The organism is Subtercola boreus, assembly GCF_003399635.1.
Lineage (GTDB): Bacteria > Actinomycetota > Actinomycetes > Actinomycetales > Microbacteriaceae > Subtercola > Subtercola boreus_B.
This window is the reverse complement of the sequence record NZ_NBXB01000013.1, coordinates 36,064-53,721: the sequence shown is the minus strand read 5'-3', so window position 1 is coordinate 53,721 and position 17,658 is coordinate 36,064. Positions and strand designations below refer to the sequence as shown.

Sequence of the window (17,658 nt, the reverse complement as noted above, 5' to 3'; positions counted from 1 at the left end):
GACTTGCTTGTCCGTAAACCCTCCCAAAGAAGGGCCTACTAATTTCAATTTCCCAAAGGAACCCGGACACCCAAAAAGTGCCACGGGGATTTGGCATTTGACAATGTGCACGCTGTTGAGTTCTCAAAGATCGGACGCTCCCAAACCGATCCAGTTCTCAGAACCAGACCCTGTTCGGGGCAACTTCACTACCTTAGCACTTCCCGCCGCGTTGTCAAATCCGCGTTCTTCGCTGCAACCGAAGTCGCCAAAAGAACCCGAACCGATCGTTGCGGGAGTGGTTTTACATCTTACGCTGCAGCGACAGAAACGCCAGAGGCATTTCTGTTTCTGAGGTGTGATGGCCCCCACTTGAGGCCCAGAAGCACTTCGGCTTTCCGGCACCTTTGGGGTGACGTGTAGTTACATTACGGAGGTCTTGGCGAGAATGCAAATCGACTCGCGAACCCCCGAAAACACGCCTCAGCTGCCCCGGTAGGTCGAGTACGCGAAGGGGCTCAGGAGGAGGGGGATGTGGTAATGCTCGGCCTCCTCGGCCAATACGAACGACACCGACACCGACGGGTAGAAGATCTGTTGCCCCGTCGCTTCGAAGTACGCCGCGGTGTCGAACGTCACCCGGTAGGTACCCGCCGACAACAGGGCGGGCCCGAGGGAGGTGGCGCGACCGTCGTCGTCGGTGATGGCAGAGGCCACGGGCATCCAGACCCCGTCGGCTGAACGATCGAGCAAGACCGGTACCCCCGACGCCGGGCGCCCCAGAGTCGAATCGAGAACGTGTGAAGTGACGTGGCTCCGGGTCATGACAACTGCTCCAGGGAGGTTTCGAGGCGGAGCAGGGCGATGTCGGCCAGTTCGGCACCCACGATCTGCAGCTCTGTGGCATCGTCGAGCAGCATCCTGCGGCGGAGTTCCCCGAGGATCTCAGCGCGGGTGCGTCCTTTCGCCCTGACCAGGAATATCCGGCCGAAGCGGTGCTCGTATTCGGCATTCCCCTCGGCTAACCCTGCGTTGACAACCGCGTCGTCCGCATCGGTCGACGCCTGCTCCCCCCGGGAGAAGTTCTGCGCTGCACCCTCCCCCGCCGGCTTCTCGCCGATCCGCGGGTGTTCGGCAAGAGCCTCAGCGACCTCTGCGGGACTCAGCGGTGTTGCAGCGTGCCGGGCTCCTGCCAGAAGTGAGTCGACCGAATCGTAGGGTGCGGCATCCACCACCTCGTCCACCCAGCGCGGAACCGCCAGGCACGGGACGAGCAGCTCACGGAGCTCGGACGGTTGCAGGTTCAGCAGGGTGACCTCCTGGTCGACAGACGGTGTCTTCAGCTTAGGGCGGAGCGGCGCGCTGACACCTACGATGAACGGGTGAGTGACGAAGCGGGCGTGGCCGGGATGCTGCTCGCCGCCGGCGCGGGCCGTCGGATGGGCATGCCGAAGGCCCTGGTTCAGACCGGGGGCGGCGAGCCCTGGGTCGTGCGCGGCACCCGGGTACTGCTGGATTCCGGATGCTCGCCGGTCGTCGTCGTTCTGGGGGCAGGCTCGCAGCAGGCCGCGCAGCTGATCGCGGTCGCCTTCGGCAACGAGCCGCGCCTCATCGTGCGGAATGCAGACCTCTGGGCCGAGGGGATGTCGGAGTCGCTCCGGGCCGGGATCGACGCCCTCTCCTCGATCGAGCTCGACGGAGTCATCGTGACGCTGGTCGACACTCCCTCGCTCCGACCGGAGACCATCGACCGCGTCAGAGCCGCGGCCGATTCCGTGCGCAGCGAGCGGCGCGAGGCGCTCGTGCAGGCGATGTTCGACTCGCGTCCGGGGCATCCGGTGTTCATCGGCCGGGTGCACTGGGCGGATCTTTGCGAAGACCTCGCCGGAGATTCGGGGGCGCGGGCCTACCTGCGGGCGCACGACGCGCTCTCGGTGGAGTGTTCGGATCTCGAGATCGGCGAGGACATCGACAGCGCGGAGACCGTTCGGCCGTGAGGCCACCCGCACGTCAGGACCGGGGTTCGAGTTCGTCGAGCCCGTCGTAGAGGCGGTTGATGGAGGCGATCCGGGTGCGGCTGTCGCGAGCGGCGACCGCTAGGCTCTCCGTCGCGAGCAGAGCGACGAGGCTGTTTGCGGCGGCGTAGCTGTCCACGGCGAGCACGCTGTCGACGGGGCACTCGAGGTACACCGCGACACGGCCGGAGTGACGCCGCGCCGAGCTGTCGGCGAGCAGCACGACCGGCACCCGGAGGTCGGACGCGACATCCAGAACCCCGCCGAACCCGCTCGGGCGACGACGGAACCCGACGAGCGCCACGGCGTCACCGTCGGTCAGTCCGGCCAGTTCCTCGCCAATCGACTGGCCGGGCTGCGGGGCGAGCCGCACATCCTCGAACCCCAGGACGAGCTGTTGGCGCAGGTGCAGCGCGACCGGATACGAGTTGCGGAGGCCGATCACGACGATCCGGCGCGCGCGCCCGATGAGGGCTGCCGCCTCGCCGAGTCTGCCGTCGGAGACGGTGGTGAGCATCACCGCGAGGTTCGACTGCTCCTGCGCGAGGTGGGTGTCGATCGCCGAGGAGCGCTCGGCGTCGAGGGTGACACCGCCGAGGGGGATCCCCTGGCTTCGAAGGGCCCGCGCGTGCTCCCGCACCTCCTGCGCATCGGCGAAACCGAGGCTGCGGAAGAGTCTGCTGACCGTGGCCTTGGAGACGCTGCTCAACCGGGCTATCTCGCTGGCGTTGTAGAGCGCGAGGTCATCAAGATGGGCGAGGATGACGTCGGCGGCGCGCTGCTCCTGCGGGGAGAGTTCGGCGTAGCTCTCATCGATGCGCTGGCCGATGGGCGCGTCGGGAGCGGCCGGGCGCGGCATCAGGCCGGCGGGGTGGCGTCGGCGTGGGCGGCGGGCGGAACCGCGGACGGGTTGGCGGACGGGCGCGACGGGGCGGGGGTCGGCCGCGACGTCTCGGCTGCGACGAGCGCGAGCACGGCGGCTTCGAACGCGTCGGTCGCCGCCGCGACATCCGCCGCGAGCACGTGCTCGTCGGGATGGTGGCTCACACCTCCCCGGCAGCGGATGAAGAGCATCGCGATCTCGGTGACCGCGGCCACGGCCATCCCGTCGTGTCCCGCGCGGCTGAGCAGGAGCAGCGGATCGGCGTTGCCCGTGCGGGCGATTCCCGCGGCGACGGCGCCCCGAAGCCGCGCGCTGCAGGCCACGGCCGGTGCGCTGTGCGTCTGGCGGGCGTCGACGGTCAAGCCGCGACGGTCGCAAATCTCCGTCAGGGCGTCACTGATCTGCTCCCAGACCCTGTCGCGATCGGCGTCGGACTCGGCGCGCAGGTCGAGGCTCAGCTCCACCCGGCCCGGGATCACGTTCACGGCATTGGGGAAAACCTCGAGGTGGCCGACGGTCGCGATGAGGCCGGCGCTCCGGGCCGTGGCTTCGATGAGGGTCACGATCTCCGCGGCACCCGCGAGCGCATCGTGCCGGCGGTCGAACGGGGTGCCCGAATGACCGGCCCGGCCGTTGACGGTGAGGGAGAACCGGCGTGCACCGGCGATCGTGGAGACGATGCCCAGCGCGTGGCCCGCCTCTTCGAGGTACGGGCCCTGCTCGATGTGGGCTTCGAGATAGCCGACGAGGTCTTCCGGCCGCCGGGCCGCGGCGCCGAGTGCGTCGGGGTCGAGCCCGAACGCGCGGTAGGCCTCGCGAAGGGTGATGCCCTGTTCGTCGGTGAGGTCGAGCCAGGCAGGGTCGCTGGTTCCGGCGAGCGCTCGACTGCCGAGCAGGGCGCGGCCGAAACGGGTTCCCTCCTCGTCTCCGAATGCGACCACTTCGAGCGCGAAAGGGAGCCGGATGCCGCTGGCGTGGATGCGGTCCACCGCCGCGATGGCGATGAGCACCCCGAGGATGCCGTCGTAGCGTCCGGCCGAGGGCACCGTGTCGAGGTGCGATCCGAGGAGCAGGGCCGGCAACCCCGGGGTGCTGCCCTCGAGGCGGCCGCACTGATTGCCCGCGGCATCCTGCCAGGTGCGCATGCCGGCCTCGATCATCCACTGGCCGGCGAGTGCATTGACGGCGCGGTGCTCAGCGGTGAGGTAGACGCGACGGATCAGGCCACCCGGCAGGGTGCTGTACGAGGCGAGCTCGTCGGAGCGGGCAAGGAGGGAGAGCGCGCCGGTGCGGTCGATCACGTCGGTGCTCGCATGCCGCGTTGTCACAGGCCGGCTCGCTCGAGGTCGGCCAGTTCGGCCTCCCTGGCCGCCCCGCCGTCGGTCGGGTCCGCAGCCGCATCCGCATTCGCATTCGCGTAGAACTCGTAGGCCGCGCCCACTCCCCCGCCGGCCGTGACCGTCGCGCCTGCCCGGCGCAGCACCTGCTCGAACGCCGCGAGTGTCGTCAACACGGTGTCCTTCCGAGCGTTGTAGCCCATCGTGCCGATGCGCCAGACTTTGCCGTGCAGAGGGCCGAACGACGTGCCGATCTCGATTCCGAAGTCGTCGAGCAACTCCCCGCGCACCGCGTCGCCCGAGACCGAGTCGGGGATGTACACGGCCGTCACGTTGTTCATCTTGTGCGAGAGGTCGCCGAAGATCTCGAGCCCGAGACCCTTCAGGCCCTCGAGCATGGCTCCTCCGTGAATCCGGTGCCGCTCGACGGCGTTGCCGATGCCCTCGTCGACGAGCAGCCGGGCGCATTCGCGAGCACCGTAGAGCATCGAAGTGGCCTCGGTGTGATGGTTCAGGCGCTTGGCGCCCCAGTAGTCGAAGATCATGGCCAGGTCGAAGTAGTTCGAACGGATGGGGGCGCGGAGAACCTCGTCGCCTTCTGAACGGATGCCCGCCTCGATGCTCTTGCGCGAGTTGATCAGCTCGACGGCGCGGGGCGAGAACGTTGCGGGAGCCGATCCGCTCGGTCCGGCGAGGCATTTCTGGAGTCCCGCGGTGACCGCGTCGAGACCCCAGGCGTCGGTCTCGAAGGTATTGCCCGCGAGGGAGGCCGTGACATCCGTGTAGAAGATCACGTCGTGCTCGCGGCAGATCGCGCCGAGTTCGTCGAGGGGCTGCGCCATGGTGGTGGAGGTGTCGCCGTGCACGACGGCGAGGATCTTTGGCTTCGTCTCGCGGATGGCCTGCTCGATCTGCTCGGGGGTGAAGACCTGGCCCCACTCGACCTCGCGCACGTGCACCTCGGCCCCGCAGCGCTCGGCGATCTCGCGGAGCAGGTGACCGAAGCGACCGAAGATCGGCACGAGCACACGATCGCCCGGCTCGATCATGCTGACGAGAGCCGCTTCGATGCCGGCCCGGGAGGTTCCGTCGACGAGGAGCGTCTGCTCGTTCGCGGTGCGGAAGACCTCACGGTAGAGGCCCATCGTCTCGGTCATGTACGCGGTCATCGCCGGGTCGTACTGCCCGAGGAGCTGCGCCGACATGGCACGCAGCACCCGGGGATCGGCGTTGATCGGGCCCGGGCCCATCAGGAGCCGCGACGGTGGGTTGATGGGCTGGCTGCTGATGGGGTGCTCCTCGCGCGCTGTGGATGTCTCTGAGTCAAGTGTTTCAGAAAACAAGCTTATGCAACAGATGTTTCACGCGTATTGCGGGGCCACTTTCTGGCTTAGTTCGAGATCGCGGCGAAGTCGGCGACCCGGATGCGGGCGTGGACGCCCTTCACGATGTCGACCACCTGCGAGATGTTGAAGTCGGTCGCCGCGCTGAGGTAGGCGTAAGCGAGGTGCGGCTCCATGCCGTAGCGGGCACCCAGCAGGGAGATGGCCGCGCGCACGCAGTGCTGCACCGCCTCGTCGAGGTCGACGCTCATACCTGTCGGCACGAGGAACTCCCGGGTCTCGGCGAGCGGGCCGACGAGCGCGCCGAACTGCTGCAGGGCATCCGACTGGCTGAGAAGCTCGAAGCGCACGGTCACCCGGAGCGACGCCTCCATGGCGGTGAGCGCCACCTCGCCGTCGCCCTGGGCGAAGTGCGGGTCACCCACATAGGCGAGGGCGCCGGCCACCTGCACCGGGAGATAGAGCGAGTTGCCGGCGGTCAGCAGGTTGATGTCGATGTTGCCGCCGTGCGCGCCGGGCGGAACGGAGTGCGGCCGGGTGTCACCGGCGACCGCGACACCCATGATGCCGAGGAAGGGTGCCAGCGGAAAGCGCACGACGTCCGGGCCCCCCGGGGTGACGGGCAGAACGCCGACGCGGCGGCCGTCCGGGTCTTCGTCGACGCGGGAGAACACACTGACGGCGCCGAGGCTCGCCGGGTACTCACCCGGCAGCGCTCCCTTGCTGTGCCGGTTGGAGATGACGCCGTAGGGAACGCGCGGCAGCGCCTCGACGAGGGTCATCTTCAGCAGGTCGCCTGGCTTCGCCCCGCGCACCCGGATCGGGCCGGTCACGACGTGCGGGCCGTCGGCCGCCCTGTCGCGCGGGTAGTTGGAGGCCGCAATGGCGATCGCGTCGTCGAGGATGTGTTGACGGTCGACGCCGTGGCCCTGGAAGTACCGCAGCGGGTCCCGGCCCTGGTCTTCGAGGATGCCCTCGTGGCTGAGAGTGTCGATGGTGACCTCGTCGCCCGACTCGATCTCGAGCACGGCTTCGTCCCGGGCGCACGGCAGGCGGCCCCAGAGCACATTCCGGCCGGTTGCAGGCAGATAGTGTGGGGATCGAATCGCGCCGGCGTTCGGCTGGAGCGGGTCAAACTGCATCTTCCACTGCCCTTTCGTCCACCCTTCGAGAGTACTGCGCGCCGAGTGCCGCGCTGACAAGGAATCCCCGTGCCCAAGCGCCTCGGCCGTAACATCCCGAACCTCCACCTCGCCCTCATGCTCGCGCTCACCTTCTCGACAGGGGTGGTGGATGCAGTCGGCTATCTGGGGCTCGACCGGGTGTTCACGGGGAACATGACGGGCAACGTCGTCATCCTCGGCATGGCGCTGGCCGGGGCCGACGGGCTGCCGGTCATCGGGCCGGTCATCGCCCTGCTCAGCTTCATGCTCGGCGCCGTGATCGCCGGCCGGGTGCTGCGGCCGATCAAGGAGGGCTGGACCCATCGGAGCACCTCGCTGCTGACCGCGGTCGCCGTGATCATGGTGGGGCTCGCGGTCGGCCTGCTGGTGTACGGCGGCACACCCCCGCAGCCACAGGAGTACATCGTGACGATGTTCCTCGCGATCGCGATGGGGATCCAGGCTGGCACTGCGCGGCACATCGGCGTGAAGGATGTCACCACTGTCGTCGTGACGTCGACCATCACCGGGTTCGCCGCCGACTCGCGCCTGGCGGGTGGGAAGGGTCAGCCGTGGTTCCGGCGGGCCGCGGCGATCGTGCTGATCGCGGCCGGCGCCGGGGTGGGAGCGTTGCTGCTCCGCCTCGGGCTCGGCTGGGGTGTGTCGCTGTCGGCGCTCATCACGGTGATCGTCGCCGTGCTCGGCCACGTCGGCGCGCGCTACTCGACAGAGGAGCCGGAATTGCGCGCTGCGTCGAAGTCGGTCTGAGCGACCGATCCACCGAAAACTGTCGCTCTGCGGGAGGTGAGGCGACAGTTTTCGGTGGATCGGTTCAGGGGGTGGTGGCGGCGGGCGGCGTGGTGGCGGGCGGCGGGATGGCTGCGGCGCGGCGGGGGGCGGCCGCAGCGGGGCGGCGGAGTCTTTGGCAGTGGGGGCAGAAGTGGGAGGAGCGGTTCATGAAACGCTCGCGCACGATGAGGTGGCCGCAGCGCGGGCACGGCTTCCCCTGCTGCCCGTAGGCGTTCAGGCTGTGCGAGAAGTAGCCCGAGGCCCCGTTCACATTGACGTACTGGGCGTCGAAACTCGTGCCGCCCTCGGCGAGGGCCTTCGTGAGCACGAGACGCACCTCCGCCAGCAGATGCCTGGCGACCCGCGGTCCGAGAGACGAGGTCGGCTGCTCGTAGTGCAGTTTCGCGGCCCAGAGCGCTTCGTCGGCGTAGATGTTGCCGATGCCGCTGACGAGCGTCTGGTCGAGCAGGGCACGTTTGATTCCCGTGTTCTTGCGCTTCAGGGCCGAGAAGAACGCCGTCTCGTCGAATGCAGGGTCGAGGGGGTCGCGCGCGATGTGCGCCACCTGGCTCGGGATGAGCGCCGCCCACTCCGGTTCGAGCAGGGCCGCGCCCGCGAATCCGGCGGCACGGCCATCCGGTGTCGGAACGAGCTCATCGACGGCCATCGAGCCGAAGATGCGCTGGTCGACGAAGTTCACCCAGAGCTCACCCTGCACCGGATGCTCGATGCTGACCCGGATGCGCAGCAGCCCGTCTTCGACCGCGCCCGGTGCCCGCAGCAGCACCTGCCCGCTCATGCCGAGGTGCGTCACGAGGGCGCGGCCCGAGGAGAGCGGGAACCACAGGAACTTTCCGCGGCGGACGGCTGCGAGTATCCGGTGCCCGGAGAGCAGGCTCTCGAACGGGCCGGCGAGCGCGCTGTGCCGCTTCAGGGAGCGCACGTCGAAGACCTCGACGCCCGTGATCAGCGAGCCGGTCACGGCGGGTTCGAGACCTGCGCGCACGACCTCGACTTCGGGGAGTTCGGGCACTACGGCGCCTGCTGCGTCGCGGGTGGCGAGGCAGCAGGCGCCAGAGGGGCGGCCTGTTGCTGGCGAGGGGGCGCGAGCAAAAGGCACGCCCGGCGGGCTGCGATCGACTCGGCCTGCTTCTTGCTCGACCCCTCACCCGTCGCGGTGGCGAGGGAGCCGACAGTGACCGTTGCAACGAATGTCTTGCGGTGGTCGGGACCGCTCTCGGCGATCTCGTAGACCGGGGCAGCGTCGCCCAGGGTTGCCGCGAGCTCCTGCAGTTCGGTCTTCGGGTCCATCGACTCGCCGAAGGTCTCCGGGTTCGAGATGAGCGGCTCGACGAGGCGCAGCACCAGAGCGGTGGCGACGTCGCCACCGAGCCCGAGGTAGGTCGCACCAATGAGCGCCTCGACCGTGTCGGCGAGGATCGACGCCTTGGCCCGGCCGCCCGTGAGGTCTTCGCCCTTGCCGAGCAGGATGAACGCTCCCAGCCCGATCGACCGGCCGATACCGGCCAGGGCCACCGTGCTGACGAGGCTCGCGCGCCGCTTGGCCAGCTCACCCTCGCCCCGGTCGGGGTAGCGGGTGTAGAGCATGACCGTCACGGCCTGGCCGAGGATGGAGTCGCCGAGGAACTCGAGGCGCTCATTCGTGGGCACTCCGCCGTTCTCGTACGACCAGGAACGGTGGGTCAGCGCAAGGTGCAGCAGATCATCCGGAATCTGGACCTCGAGAGTCGACAAAAGGTGCGCCCGGTCGGGTGCTGCAGCCGTCTTGCTCACTGCCTCACTCCGATCGAACGCACCCCGTCTGACATCGCCGGAACCCCGGCCGCAGATTCATTCGCGTCGCCCAGCGGGCGAGCCAGAGAAAATGCTATACGTCAGCGACCTTGCGGCCCTTGTATTCAAGGAACAGCGCGGTGCCGGCGGAGTCTTCGACAACCTTCGCGCGGTGCGGGAGACTGTAGGTGGTCTTGCCGTTCTCGATCGTCTTCACCAGGGTCGGCGCGGTGGCCTTCCACTGGGCACGACGCATGCGGGTCGAGGCCCGCGACATCTTTCGCTTCGGTACAGCCATGAGCTAACTCTTTTCTCTCTCGGTGGGGCTCGCAGACGGAGTCGCACCGTCGGTTGCCGTGTCTGTGGAAGCTTCTGGGAGTGTTTCAGCGTGTGCACCCGAGCCGCTTGGGCCCAGCAGCCCGGTCAGCGCCGACCAACGGGAATCGAATTCTTCCTGCGGGGCACGCTCGGGCAGGTCTTCCAGCCGCTCACCCGTGACCGGGTCGAGTCCTGGGCAATCTGGCCGACAAACCGGCTGAAACGGGAGTGCGAGAACAACCGCATCCCTGATCAGTGGTTCGAGGTCGATGTGATCGGCCTGAACCTCGTAATCAAAAGCTTCGTCAAGAGAATACGCGAAAAGCTCCGCAAACTCGACTCGAACCGGCAATTCGATGTCTCGGAGGCAGCGACTGCACTCTCCGGAGGCCTCGGTGTCGACCCTCACGGTGGCCAGGATGCCGTCGTGGAGGCTCTCCAGGCGGGCATCGATCTCGAGTGTCGCCCCTGCCTGGACAGCGACGAGGCCCTCACCCATCTTCTCCGGCACAACGATGTCGAGCTGGCGTTCGCGGAGCTCGCCGGGCACGTGCATCAGGTCCCAGACGTTGACCGTGAACGGGGTCTTGTTGAATTTGCTCACTGCGAGAGCTTACCCTGCCTCGGCGGGTGGTCGGCGGGTCGTCGCCCGGTGTCTGCTGTCGGCGGGTCAGGTGGGGGTGGGGTTCGCCTCGCGGATCGCGTCGGCCTCGGCCCGGAGGAGATCGGCGATGGTGCGCACGGCGAGCCGCTCGGCGCGGTCGGGGCGCATCAGAGCGTAGATGTGCCGCTCGGCCCGCATGCCGGAGAGTGGCTTCAGCGCGATGCGCGGCAGGGAATCCGACGTGAGATACGCGCCGCCGGCGGTGTACCGGGGCAGGATCGCGACGCCGAGGCCCGAGGACACGAGAGCCTCGGTGACGCGGGTGTCGGCGAACCGCTGCACGATGTTGACGGGCGCGCCCGCCGCTGCGGAGATGTCGTAGAGGGTGCGTTCGAACGGGTATCCCCAGGGGACGCCGATCCACTGTTCACCGATCAGGTCCGAGGGGCTGACGCTGGCCTGGTCGGCGAGGGGATGCCCGGGGGGAAGCGCCACGTCGAGGGGCTCGGTGATCAGATGCACGATGCTGAGGCCCCGCCCGTACCAGAGCGAGGGCGGACGGGACGGCGCGTGGGCGACCACGATGTCGAAGTCGTTGGTGAGGTCGGGGAAGCCCTCGGAGACGGGGTCGCGGTCGCTGGCGTGGAGGGTCAGGCCCGACTGCCCGGCGAGCCGGTGCAGCACCCCGGGCAGGAGCATCTGGCCGCCGGTCGGGAAGGTCGCCAGCGACACCTCGCCCGTGGGGTCGTGGCGGAACTCGTCCCAGAGCGCATCGGCGCGCTCGAGGGCGATGGCGACATCCGTGGCGCTCCGGGCGAGGGCCCGGCCGGCGTCGGTGAGCACGATGCCGCGGCCGGCCTTCTCGGTGAGGGGAAGGCCGGCCTCGCGCTCGAGCACGCGCAGCTGCTGCGAGACGGCTGAGGGCGTGCGGTGGGTCGCCCGGGCTACCTCGGTGATGCTGCCGCGCTCCGCGAGTTCTCGGAGCAGTTCGAGCCGGCGTACGTCCATGTAGGAACGCTACTCGTTCGAGCGGCGAAAGCGTGGCTCAGGTGCGGGGTGGCGGGGCGGGGCGGCGCGGCGCGTGACGTGCGGCCGCACCGCCGTCAGCCACCCGTCAGGCGCGCACCGCGATCGACGCGAACGCCTCATCGAAGATGCCGAGCGCCTGGGCGACCTCCTCCTCGGTCACCACGCAGGGCGGCACGACGTGCAGCCTGTTGTCGGCGAACATCGGAAGGAGTCCGAGGGAGAGCAGCTTCGCCTTGAGCACACCGATCGTCCGAGCGGGGAGGGGCTCACGCGTCTCGCGGTCGGCGACCAGGTCGAGCGCCCAGAAGACACCGATCCCCCGCACCTCGCCGATGACGTCGTGCTTCTCGGCCAGCGCGCGGAGTCCGGGCCCGAGCACGTCGCGGCCGATGCGTTCGGCATTGGCGACGATGCCCTCGGCTGCCATTGCATCGAGCGCGCCGACGATGGAGGCCATGGCGAGTGGATGCCCGGAATAGGTCAGGCCGCCGGGGAAGACGGTGTCATCGAAGGCTTCAGCGATGTAGGGCGGGATGATGACCCCGCCGACCGGCACATACCCCGAGTTGACGCCCTTCGCGAAGGTGATGAGATCGGGCACGACCGTCTCGCCCTCGACCTGGCCGAGCGCCTGGAACGCGAACCAGCCGCCCGCGCGCCCGAACCCGCACATCACCTCGTCGAAGATGAGCATGATGCCGTACTTGTCCGAGAGCGCCCGCACTCCGGCGAGATAGCCGGGCGGCGGCACGAGGATGCCCGCGGTGCCGGGAATCGTCTCGAGCACGATGGCGGCGATCCCCGACGCCCCCTCGGAGACGATCACCCGTTCGAGGTGGTGGAGGGCTCGGGCCGACTCCTCCTCCGGGCTCGAGGACCAGAACTCGCTCCGGTACTCGTAGGGCCCGAAGAAGTGGACGTGGCCGCGAGCGTACTCGTTGGGCATCCGCCGCCAGTCGCCTGTCGCGACGACCGCTGCCCCGGTGTTGCCATGGTACGAGCGGTAGGTCGAGAGGATCTTGTCTCGCCCGGTGTAGAGCCTGGCCATGCGAAAGGCGTTCTCGTTGGCGTCCGCGCCGCCGTTGGTGAAGAAGACCTTGCTGAAGTCGTGGCCGGCCCGTTCGAGGATGCGCTGGGCGGCTCTGCCCCGCGCGAGGTTCGCCGCTGCGGGGGCGACGGTGGTGAGCACCTCGGTCTGCGCGCGGATGGCCGCGGTCACGGCCGGGTGCTGGTGACCGATGTTCACGTTGATGAGCTGGCTCGAGAAGTCGAGGTAGCGGTTGCCGTCGAAGTCCCAGACGGTACTGCCGAGGCCGCCGGCGATGACCATCGGCTTCAGCGCGGCCTGAGCCGACCAGGAGTGGAAGACGTGGGCGCGGTCGAGTTCGTAGGCGAGCTTTCCGTCTTCGGGGTTGAGATCCATGAGTGGTGCCTTCTTCGTGTCGAGTGGTGAGCCGGGCATCCGGTGCCTGCCGCTTGTGAGGGCGACGACGGATGCCCGGCCCGGGGTGGTGCGGATTCTTATTTGCCGCCCTCGGTGAGGGTGACGGTGATGGGCTTGTAGGAGGTGCCCGTGACGTCGACGCCCTCTGCCTTCAGCGCGTCGAGCGCCTTCTGCACGTAGGTGTTCGTGTACGCGTCGGAGTCGGGCGCCTTCGTGATGACGGTGGTGCCTTCGAGGTTCTTGGCCGTCATGGCGACGTCGACGGTCTGCTTCCAGGAGGCGTCATCGATGATTCCGACGCCGGCTGCCGACGGCCAGATGAGCTTGTTGATCTCATTGGTCTGCCAGAGCTGGTGGCTCGCGCCGAGCTGCGATCCCTTGGCCACGACGATGGCAGAAGCCTTCTCGGGGTTGTCACGGGCGTAGATCCAGCCTTTGAGCGCGGCCGTGAGGAACTTCACGGTCTGGTCCTGGTAGGCCTGGTCGCTGTTGAGCTTCTCGGTGTTCGCCCAGATCGCATCCTGGAGCATTGCGGTGCCCTCGGTGTTCCAGTCGATCACGTTGAGGTCGCTCGGCTGGTACAGCTTGCCGGTCGCCGGGTTCATGGTCTCGAGGATCTGCGCGTACTCGTTGTAGGTCTCGGCCTGCGCGGCGTCGATCGACCCGTCGAGGAGGCCCGACTCGTCGAACGCCTGCTGAACGAGTTTGACGTCGGTCGCGGGATCGAGACCCGCCTTGGTGATGCCGGCGAACATCTCGAACTCGTTGCCGTAGCCCCAGTTGCCGACGGTCTTGCCCTTGAGATCGGCGGCGGTCGTGATGTTCTTGTCGGCCATCGACACCTGCAGGGTGCCCGACTTCTGAAGGATCTGGGCGACATCGGTGATGCCGGCGCCCTGCTCGCGCGATGCGAGCGCCTTCGGAACCCAGGCGACGGCGTAGTCCACGGCGCCGTCGGCCAGCTGGGTCTGGGGAACGATGTCCGTTCCGCCTTCGACGATGGTGACGTCGAGGCCCTCGTCGGCGAAGTAGCCCTGGTCGAGGGCGGCGTAGTAGCCCGCGAACTGCGCCTGCGTGAACCACTGCAACTGCAGCTTCACGGGGGTCAGGGCTCCCCCGCTCGAGCTGGCAGTGTCGCCGGTGCCCGATGAGCTCGAGCATCCGCTCAGGATGAGGGCTGCCGACGCGGCGATGGCTGCCGCGCCGAGGGTGATGCGTCTGCTGTGCTTCATCTTTCCTCCGTTGATCTGTGTGCTGGACGGGTGGTGCGGTGAAGGTGATGCGGGGGTGGTGCAGGTGGAACGGTGGTGCGGGTGGAACGTTCTCAGGCCCGGCGGCGGCTCGCGAGCCGTTCGAGCAGCAGGGTGACGCCGTAGAAGACGAGGCCCAGGATGATCGCGCCGAACACGTAGGCCCAGGCCCGGGGGTAGGCGCTGTTCGCCGCGGCGGAGGTGATGCGGGAACCGAGACCGTTCTGCAGCCCGCCGAAGTACTCCGCGACGATGGCAGAGATCACGGCTAGCGGCGCCGCGATGCGGAGACCGGTGAAGATGAACGGAACGGCCCCCGGGAGCGTGACGGTACGGGTGAGCTGCCAGTTCGAGGCGGCGTAGGCCCGCATCAGGTCACGATGCACCGGCCGCACCTGGCGGAGGCCGCGGAGTGTGTTGATGAAGATCGGCGCGAAGACGACGATCAGCACGACGACCCGCCGGGGCGTGTCGGAGGTCGAACCGAACATCGTGTTCAGGATGGGCGCGAGAGCGACGATCGGAACGACGGCGACGGCCGCGACGATCGGCACGATCATCCGGTCGAAGATCGTGACCCGCGAGGCGAGAAGGGCGAGCACGACGGCGAGGACACCGCCGAGCACGAGCCCGATCAGCGCATTCAGGCCGGTTGCGAGCAGGGAGGACCAGAGCAACGGGAAGACGACGACGATCTGGCCGACGATGTCGGTCGGGCTCGGCAGCAGGTAGGGCTTGATGTCGAAGGCGACCACGGCGAGCTGCCAGACGAGCAGGAAGGCCACCCCGAGAACGACAGGGGGAAGCACCGAGCGCGCGACGGATCGCCCTGCGGCCCCTCGGCCGGCGCTCGCTCCGCCGGCAGACGGATCGGTGACCATGGCAGCGGCGGAGACGGTGGTCGTCATCGGAGATCCGCTCCGAGGGGGGCGACGGGTGATCCGTGGAGCGCTTCCCGCACGGCGGTCACCCCGGCGAAGAACGCCGGGTTCTCGCGGAGGGAGTCGCTGCGGGAGGTACCCGGACCGAGATCCACCGACACGATGTCGACGATGCGGCCCGGCCGCGGCGACATCACGACGACCCGGTCGGAGAGGAACACGGCCTCGGGGATCGAGTGCGTGACGAAGACCACAGCGGCGCCCGTCTCCGAGCAGATGCGCACGAGCTCCTGCTGCATGCGCTCGCGGGTCATCTCGTCGAGGGCGCCGAACGGTTCGTCCATCAGCAGCAGTTTCGGCCTCTCGGCGAGCGAGCGGGCAATGGCCACCCGTTGCTGCATGCCGCCGGAGAGCTGGTCGGGGAAGCGGCTCCGGAAGTCTGTGAGCCCGACGAGTTCGATCAGTTCTTCGGCTCGCGCGGCGCGCTCGGCCTTGCCCACGCCGTGCAGTTCGAGCGGCAGCTCGATGTTCGCCTGCACAGATCGCCACGGCAGGAGCCCCGCGCTCTGGAAGGCGATGCCGTACTCCTGGTCGAGCCTGGCCTGCCGGGCAGTCTTGCCGAACACGAGGATCTCGCCGCTGGTGGCGGAGTCGAGGTCGGCGATCAGACGGAGAAGGGTGCTCTTGCCACAGCCCGAGGGGCCGATGAGGGAGACGAACTCGCCCGGGGCGACGGTCAGGTCGATGCCGGTGAGCGCCTGAACCTCGGCACCCTTCGCCACCGTGAAGATCTTGCCGGCCGAACGCACGGAGATGGCCGGAAGCACCTCGGAGGGTGTGGGAGCGGTGGTGCGGGCAGTATCGGTCATGAGGCCGCCTCCTGTCGGTTGAAACGCTTGAGGGTGAGGCCGATCAGCGCGACGATTCCCGCCGAGACCAGCCCGAGCACTACTGCGCCGGCGATCGGCGCGTAGGCCTTGGCCGGGTCGGAGGTGCCCGACTGTGCGAACTCGATGATCATGCGACCGATGCCACCCTTGTAGCCGGTCGAGACCTCTGCCACCACCGTGCCGACGATGGCGCTCGCGGCCCCCAGCCGGAGGGCGGGAAGCAGGTAGGGAACGCTGGCGGGCAGCCGGAGCTTCAGCAGCGTGCGGAACCAGCCCGCGTTGTACGTTCGCATCAGTTCGACATGGATCGTGTCGGGCGACTGCAGCCCGCGGAGTGCACCGACGGCCACCGGGAAGAACGCCAGGTACGAGGCGATGACGGCCACGGACATCCAGCGATCCCAGGAGAAGGCACCGATCTGGATCTTGCCACCCCAGGCGACGATCACCGGAGCGAGAGCGATGAGCGGCACGGTCTGGCTGAGGATGAGCCAGGGCAGCACGGCGCGCTCGGCGACCTGCAGGCGCTGCATGAGGAGCGCGATGAGGAAGCCGACCACCGACCCGATCGCCCAGCCCACTGCGGCGACGCCGAGGCTGGTGAGCGCCGCGCCGATGACCGCCACCCAGACCGGCGGGGATCCTGCGGACGTGTTCACCGGCTCGATCGCCCGGGACAGCATGTCGACGAGGTGCGGCATGGAGCGGTCGTCGGTCTTCGGCAGGATGCTCGTGTCGAACAGCACCACGCCGGTCGGCGGGCCGATCGCCTTGTAGCCCTCCCAGAGGACCGCGAGCAGCACCACGCCGAGCAGGCCCCAGAGCAGGGCGCTCCAGCGACGGCGCGCCAGGCCCGCTCCCGTTGTCATCGTCATGCGGTCGCCGTGATGTGCTCTCGCATCGCCGGGATGACGGCTTCGCCGTAGACCCGCAGGGTCTCCTCTTTGTTGTCGTGCTGGAGGTAGCCCGCGAACTGGTCGACGCCGAGCTCCTTCAGCGCCTTGAGCTTCTCGATGTGCTGGTCGGCCGTGCCGAGCAGGCAGAAGCGGTCGACGATCTCGTCGGGAACGAAGTTCGCGTGCTCATTGCCGGCGAGGCCGTGCTGGTTGTAGTCGTAGCCCTGGCGCGCTTCGATGTAGTCGGTGAGCGCTTTCGGCACGTTCGAATCGGTGCCGTACTTCGACACGATGTCGGCCACGTGGTTGCCGACCATGCCTCCGAACCACCGGCACTGGTCACGCATGTGCTCCCAGTCGTCGCCGACGTACATCGGCGCCGCCACGCAGAACTTGATGGACATCGGGTCACGCCCGGCCTTCTCGGCCGCATTCCGGACGGTCTTGATCATCCATTCGGCGATGTCGACGTCGGCGAGCTGCAGGATGAAGCCGTCACCGACCTCCCCGGTGAGCTTCAGCGCGAGCGGGCCGTAGGCCGCCACCCAGACCTCGAGTTCGGAGCCACGGCTCCAGGGGAACTGCACGGTCGCGCCGTTGTACTCCACTGAGCGGCTGTTCGCCAGCTCCCGGATCACGTGGATCGACTCCCGCAGGGTCTTCAGCGTCGTCGGGGCACCGTTCGTGGTGCGCACCGCTGAGTCGCCCCGGCCGATGCCGCAGATGGTGCGGTTGCCGTACATCTCGTTGAGGGTCGCGAAGATGGATGCCGTCACCGTCCAGTCGCGGGTCGCCGGGTTCGTCACCATCGGGCCGACCTTGATGCGGTGCGTCTCGTTCAGGATCTGGCTGTAGATGACGTACGGCTCCTGCCAGAGCAGGTGGGAGTCGAACGTCCACGCGTAGTCGAATCCGTGCTGCTCGGCGAGTTTCGCGAGCGCGAGGGTGCGCGACGCCGGCGGGTGGGTCTGGAGAACTGCTCCGAATTCCATGTGGTGCTTTCTGTCGAGGAGGTGGGGCCGAGTGTCGTACGCGCAGCCGGG

Annotated in this window: 19 protein-coding genes; 2 read left to right on the top strand and 17 right to left on the bottom strand. The window is 68.3% G+C overall.

The window, feature by feature from the left end; all coding sequences use genetic code 11:
• Positions 1–462: 462 nt before the first annotated feature.
• Both uraH and uraD read right to left on the bottom strand, forming a co-directional pair.
• A complete protein-coding gene (gene uraH / locus B7R22_RS04565; protein WP_116410621.1) occupies positions 463–804 on the bottom strand; it encodes a hydroxyisourate hydrolase in 342 nt (113 codons plus the stop codon).
• Positions 801–1,280: a 2-oxo-4-hydroxy-4-carboxy-5-ureidoimidazoline decarboxylase gene (uraD, locus tag B7R22_RS04560; protein ID WP_301182590.1), complete on the bottom strand. Its 480-nt coding sequence runs from the start codon at positions 1,278–1,280 to the stop codon at positions 801–803. The genes uraH and uraD overlap by 4 nt, the downstream gene beginning before the upstream one ends.
• Before the next feature lie 81 nt (positions 1,281–1,361).
• Between uraD and B7R22_RS04555 the strand changes: the two genes are divergently transcribed.
• Positions 1,362–1,976, top strand: coding sequence for a nucleotidyltransferase family protein (locus B7R22_RS04555; RefSeq protein ID WP_216363391.1), 615 nt, complete (start codon positions 1,362–1,364; stop codon positions 1,974–1,976).
• 13 nt (positions 1,977–1,989) lie between these two features.
• On the opposite strand, the gene B7R22_RS04550 is transcribed toward B7R22_RS04555, so the two are convergent.
• From B7R22_RS04550 to B7R22_RS04535, 4 genes are read right to left on the bottom strand one after another with little or no spacing between them, the layout of a single operon-like run.
• On the bottom strand, positions 1,990–2,853 hold the full coding sequence (locus B7R22_RS04550; RefSeq protein WP_116410620.1) for a MurR/RpiR family transcriptional regulator: 864 nt from the start codon (positions 2,851–2,853) through the stop codon (positions 1,990–1,992).
• On the bottom strand, positions 2,853–4,205 hold the full coding sequence (locus B7R22_RS04545) for an allantoate amidohydrolase (RefSeq protein ID WP_116410619.1): 1,353 nt from the start codon (positions 4,203–4,205) through the stop codon (positions 2,853–2,855). Before B7R22_RS04545 ends, B7R22_RS04550 begins: the two co-directional genes overlap by 1 nt.
• Positions 4,202–5,557 (bottom strand): pyridoxal-phosphate-dependent aminotransferase family protein, encoded by a 1,356-nt coding sequence (locus B7R22_RS04540; RefSeq protein WP_437184134.1) that lies wholly within the window; start codon positions 5,555–5,557, stop codon positions 4,202–4,204. The genes B7R22_RS04545 and B7R22_RS04540 overlap by 4 nt, the downstream gene beginning before the upstream one ends.
• Before the next feature lie 47 nt (positions 5,558–5,604).
• Complete coding sequence (locus tag B7R22_RS04535) at positions 5,605–6,699, bottom strand: acetamidase/formamidase family protein (protein ID WP_116410617.1); 1,095 nt, start codon at positions 6,697–6,699, stop codon at positions 5,605–5,607.
• 69 nt (positions 6,700–6,768) lie between these two features.
• On the opposite strand from B7R22_RS04535, the gene B7R22_RS04530 reads away from it, so the two are divergent.
• Positions 6,769–7,488 carry a YoaK family protein gene (locus tag B7R22_RS04530; RefSeq protein ID WP_367379174.1) on the top strand — a complete coding sequence of 240 codons (720 nt, stop codon included), beginning with the start codon at positions 6,769–6,771 and terminating at the stop codon, positions 7,486–7,488.
• Positions 7,489–7,552: 64 nt separating this feature from the next.
• Here B7R22_RS04530 and mutM read toward each other — a convergent pair whose 3' ends face one another.
• From mutM to B7R22_RS04475, 11 genes are all read right to left on the bottom strand, one after another.
• The gene (mutM, locus tag B7R22_RS04525; RefSeq protein ID WP_116410616.1) at positions 7,553–8,542 is read right to left on the bottom strand and encodes a bifunctional DNA-formamidopyrimidine glycosylase/DNA-(apurinic or apyrimidinic site) lyase; all 990 of its coding nucleotides are present in this window, start codon (positions 8,540–8,542) and stop codon (positions 7,553–7,555) included.
• A complete protein-coding gene (rnc, locus tag B7R22_RS04520) occupies positions 8,542–9,303 on the bottom strand; it encodes a ribonuclease III (RefSeq protein ID WP_116410615.1) in 762 nt (253 codons plus the stop codon). The genes mutM and rnc overlap by 1 nt, the downstream gene beginning before the upstream one ends.
• A gap of 94 nt (positions 9,304–9,397) precedes the next feature.
• Complete coding sequence (rpmF, locus tag B7R22_RS04515) at positions 9,398–9,601, bottom strand: 50S ribosomal protein L32 (RefSeq protein ID WP_116282206.1); 204 nt, start codon at positions 9,599–9,601, stop codon at positions 9,398–9,400.
• A gap of 3 nt (positions 9,602–9,604) precedes the next feature.
• Positions 9,605–10,225, bottom strand: a complete 621-nt coding sequence (locus B7R22_RS04510; protein ID WP_116410614.1) for a YceD family protein — start codon at positions 10,223–10,225, stop codon at positions 9,605–9,607.
• 66 nt (positions 10,226–10,291) lie between these two features.
• On the bottom strand, positions 10,292–11,233 hold the full coding sequence (locus B7R22_RS04505) for a LysR family transcriptional regulator (protein WP_116410613.1): 942 nt from the start codon (positions 11,231–11,233) through the stop codon (positions 10,292–10,294).
• Positions 11,234–11,339: 106 nt separating this feature from the next.
• Positions 11,340–12,677 (bottom strand): aspartate aminotransferase family protein, encoded by a 1,338-nt coding sequence (locus B7R22_RS04500; RefSeq protein ID WP_116410612.1) that lies wholly within the window; start codon positions 12,675–12,677, stop codon positions 11,340–11,342.
• 98 nt (positions 12,678–12,775) lie between these two features.
• A complete protein-coding gene (locus tag B7R22_RS04495; protein ID WP_116282202.1) occupies positions 12,776–13,930 on the bottom strand; it encodes an ABC transporter substrate-binding protein in 1,155 nt (384 codons plus the stop codon).
• Positions 13,931–14,022: 92 nt separating this feature from the next.
• On the bottom strand, positions 14,023–14,856 hold the full coding sequence (locus B7R22_RS04490) for an ABC transporter permease (RefSeq protein ID WP_253258876.1): 834 nt from the start codon (positions 14,854–14,856) through the stop codon (positions 14,023–14,025).
• On the bottom strand, positions 14,853–15,698 hold the full coding sequence (locus tag B7R22_RS04485; RefSeq protein ID WP_116410611.1) for an ABC transporter ATP-binding protein: 846 nt from the start codon (positions 15,696–15,698) through the stop codon (positions 14,853–14,855). The genes B7R22_RS04490 and B7R22_RS04485 overlap by 4 nt, the downstream gene beginning before the upstream one ends.
• Entirely contained in the window at positions 15,695–16,594 is a 900-nt protein-coding gene (locus B7R22_RS04480) for an ABC transporter permease (protein WP_116410610.1), read from the bottom strand. The genes B7R22_RS04485 and B7R22_RS04480 overlap by 4 nt, the downstream gene beginning before the upstream one ends.
• Positions 16,591–17,607: a TIGR03842 family LLM class F420-dependent oxidoreductase gene (locus tag B7R22_RS04475; RefSeq protein ID WP_116410609.1), complete on the bottom strand. Its 1,017-nt coding sequence runs from the start codon at positions 17,605–17,607 to the stop codon at positions 16,591–16,593. Before B7R22_RS04475 ends, B7R22_RS04480 begins: the two co-directional genes overlap by 4 nt.
• Between the last annotated feature and the right edge of the window lie 51 nt (positions 17,608–17,658).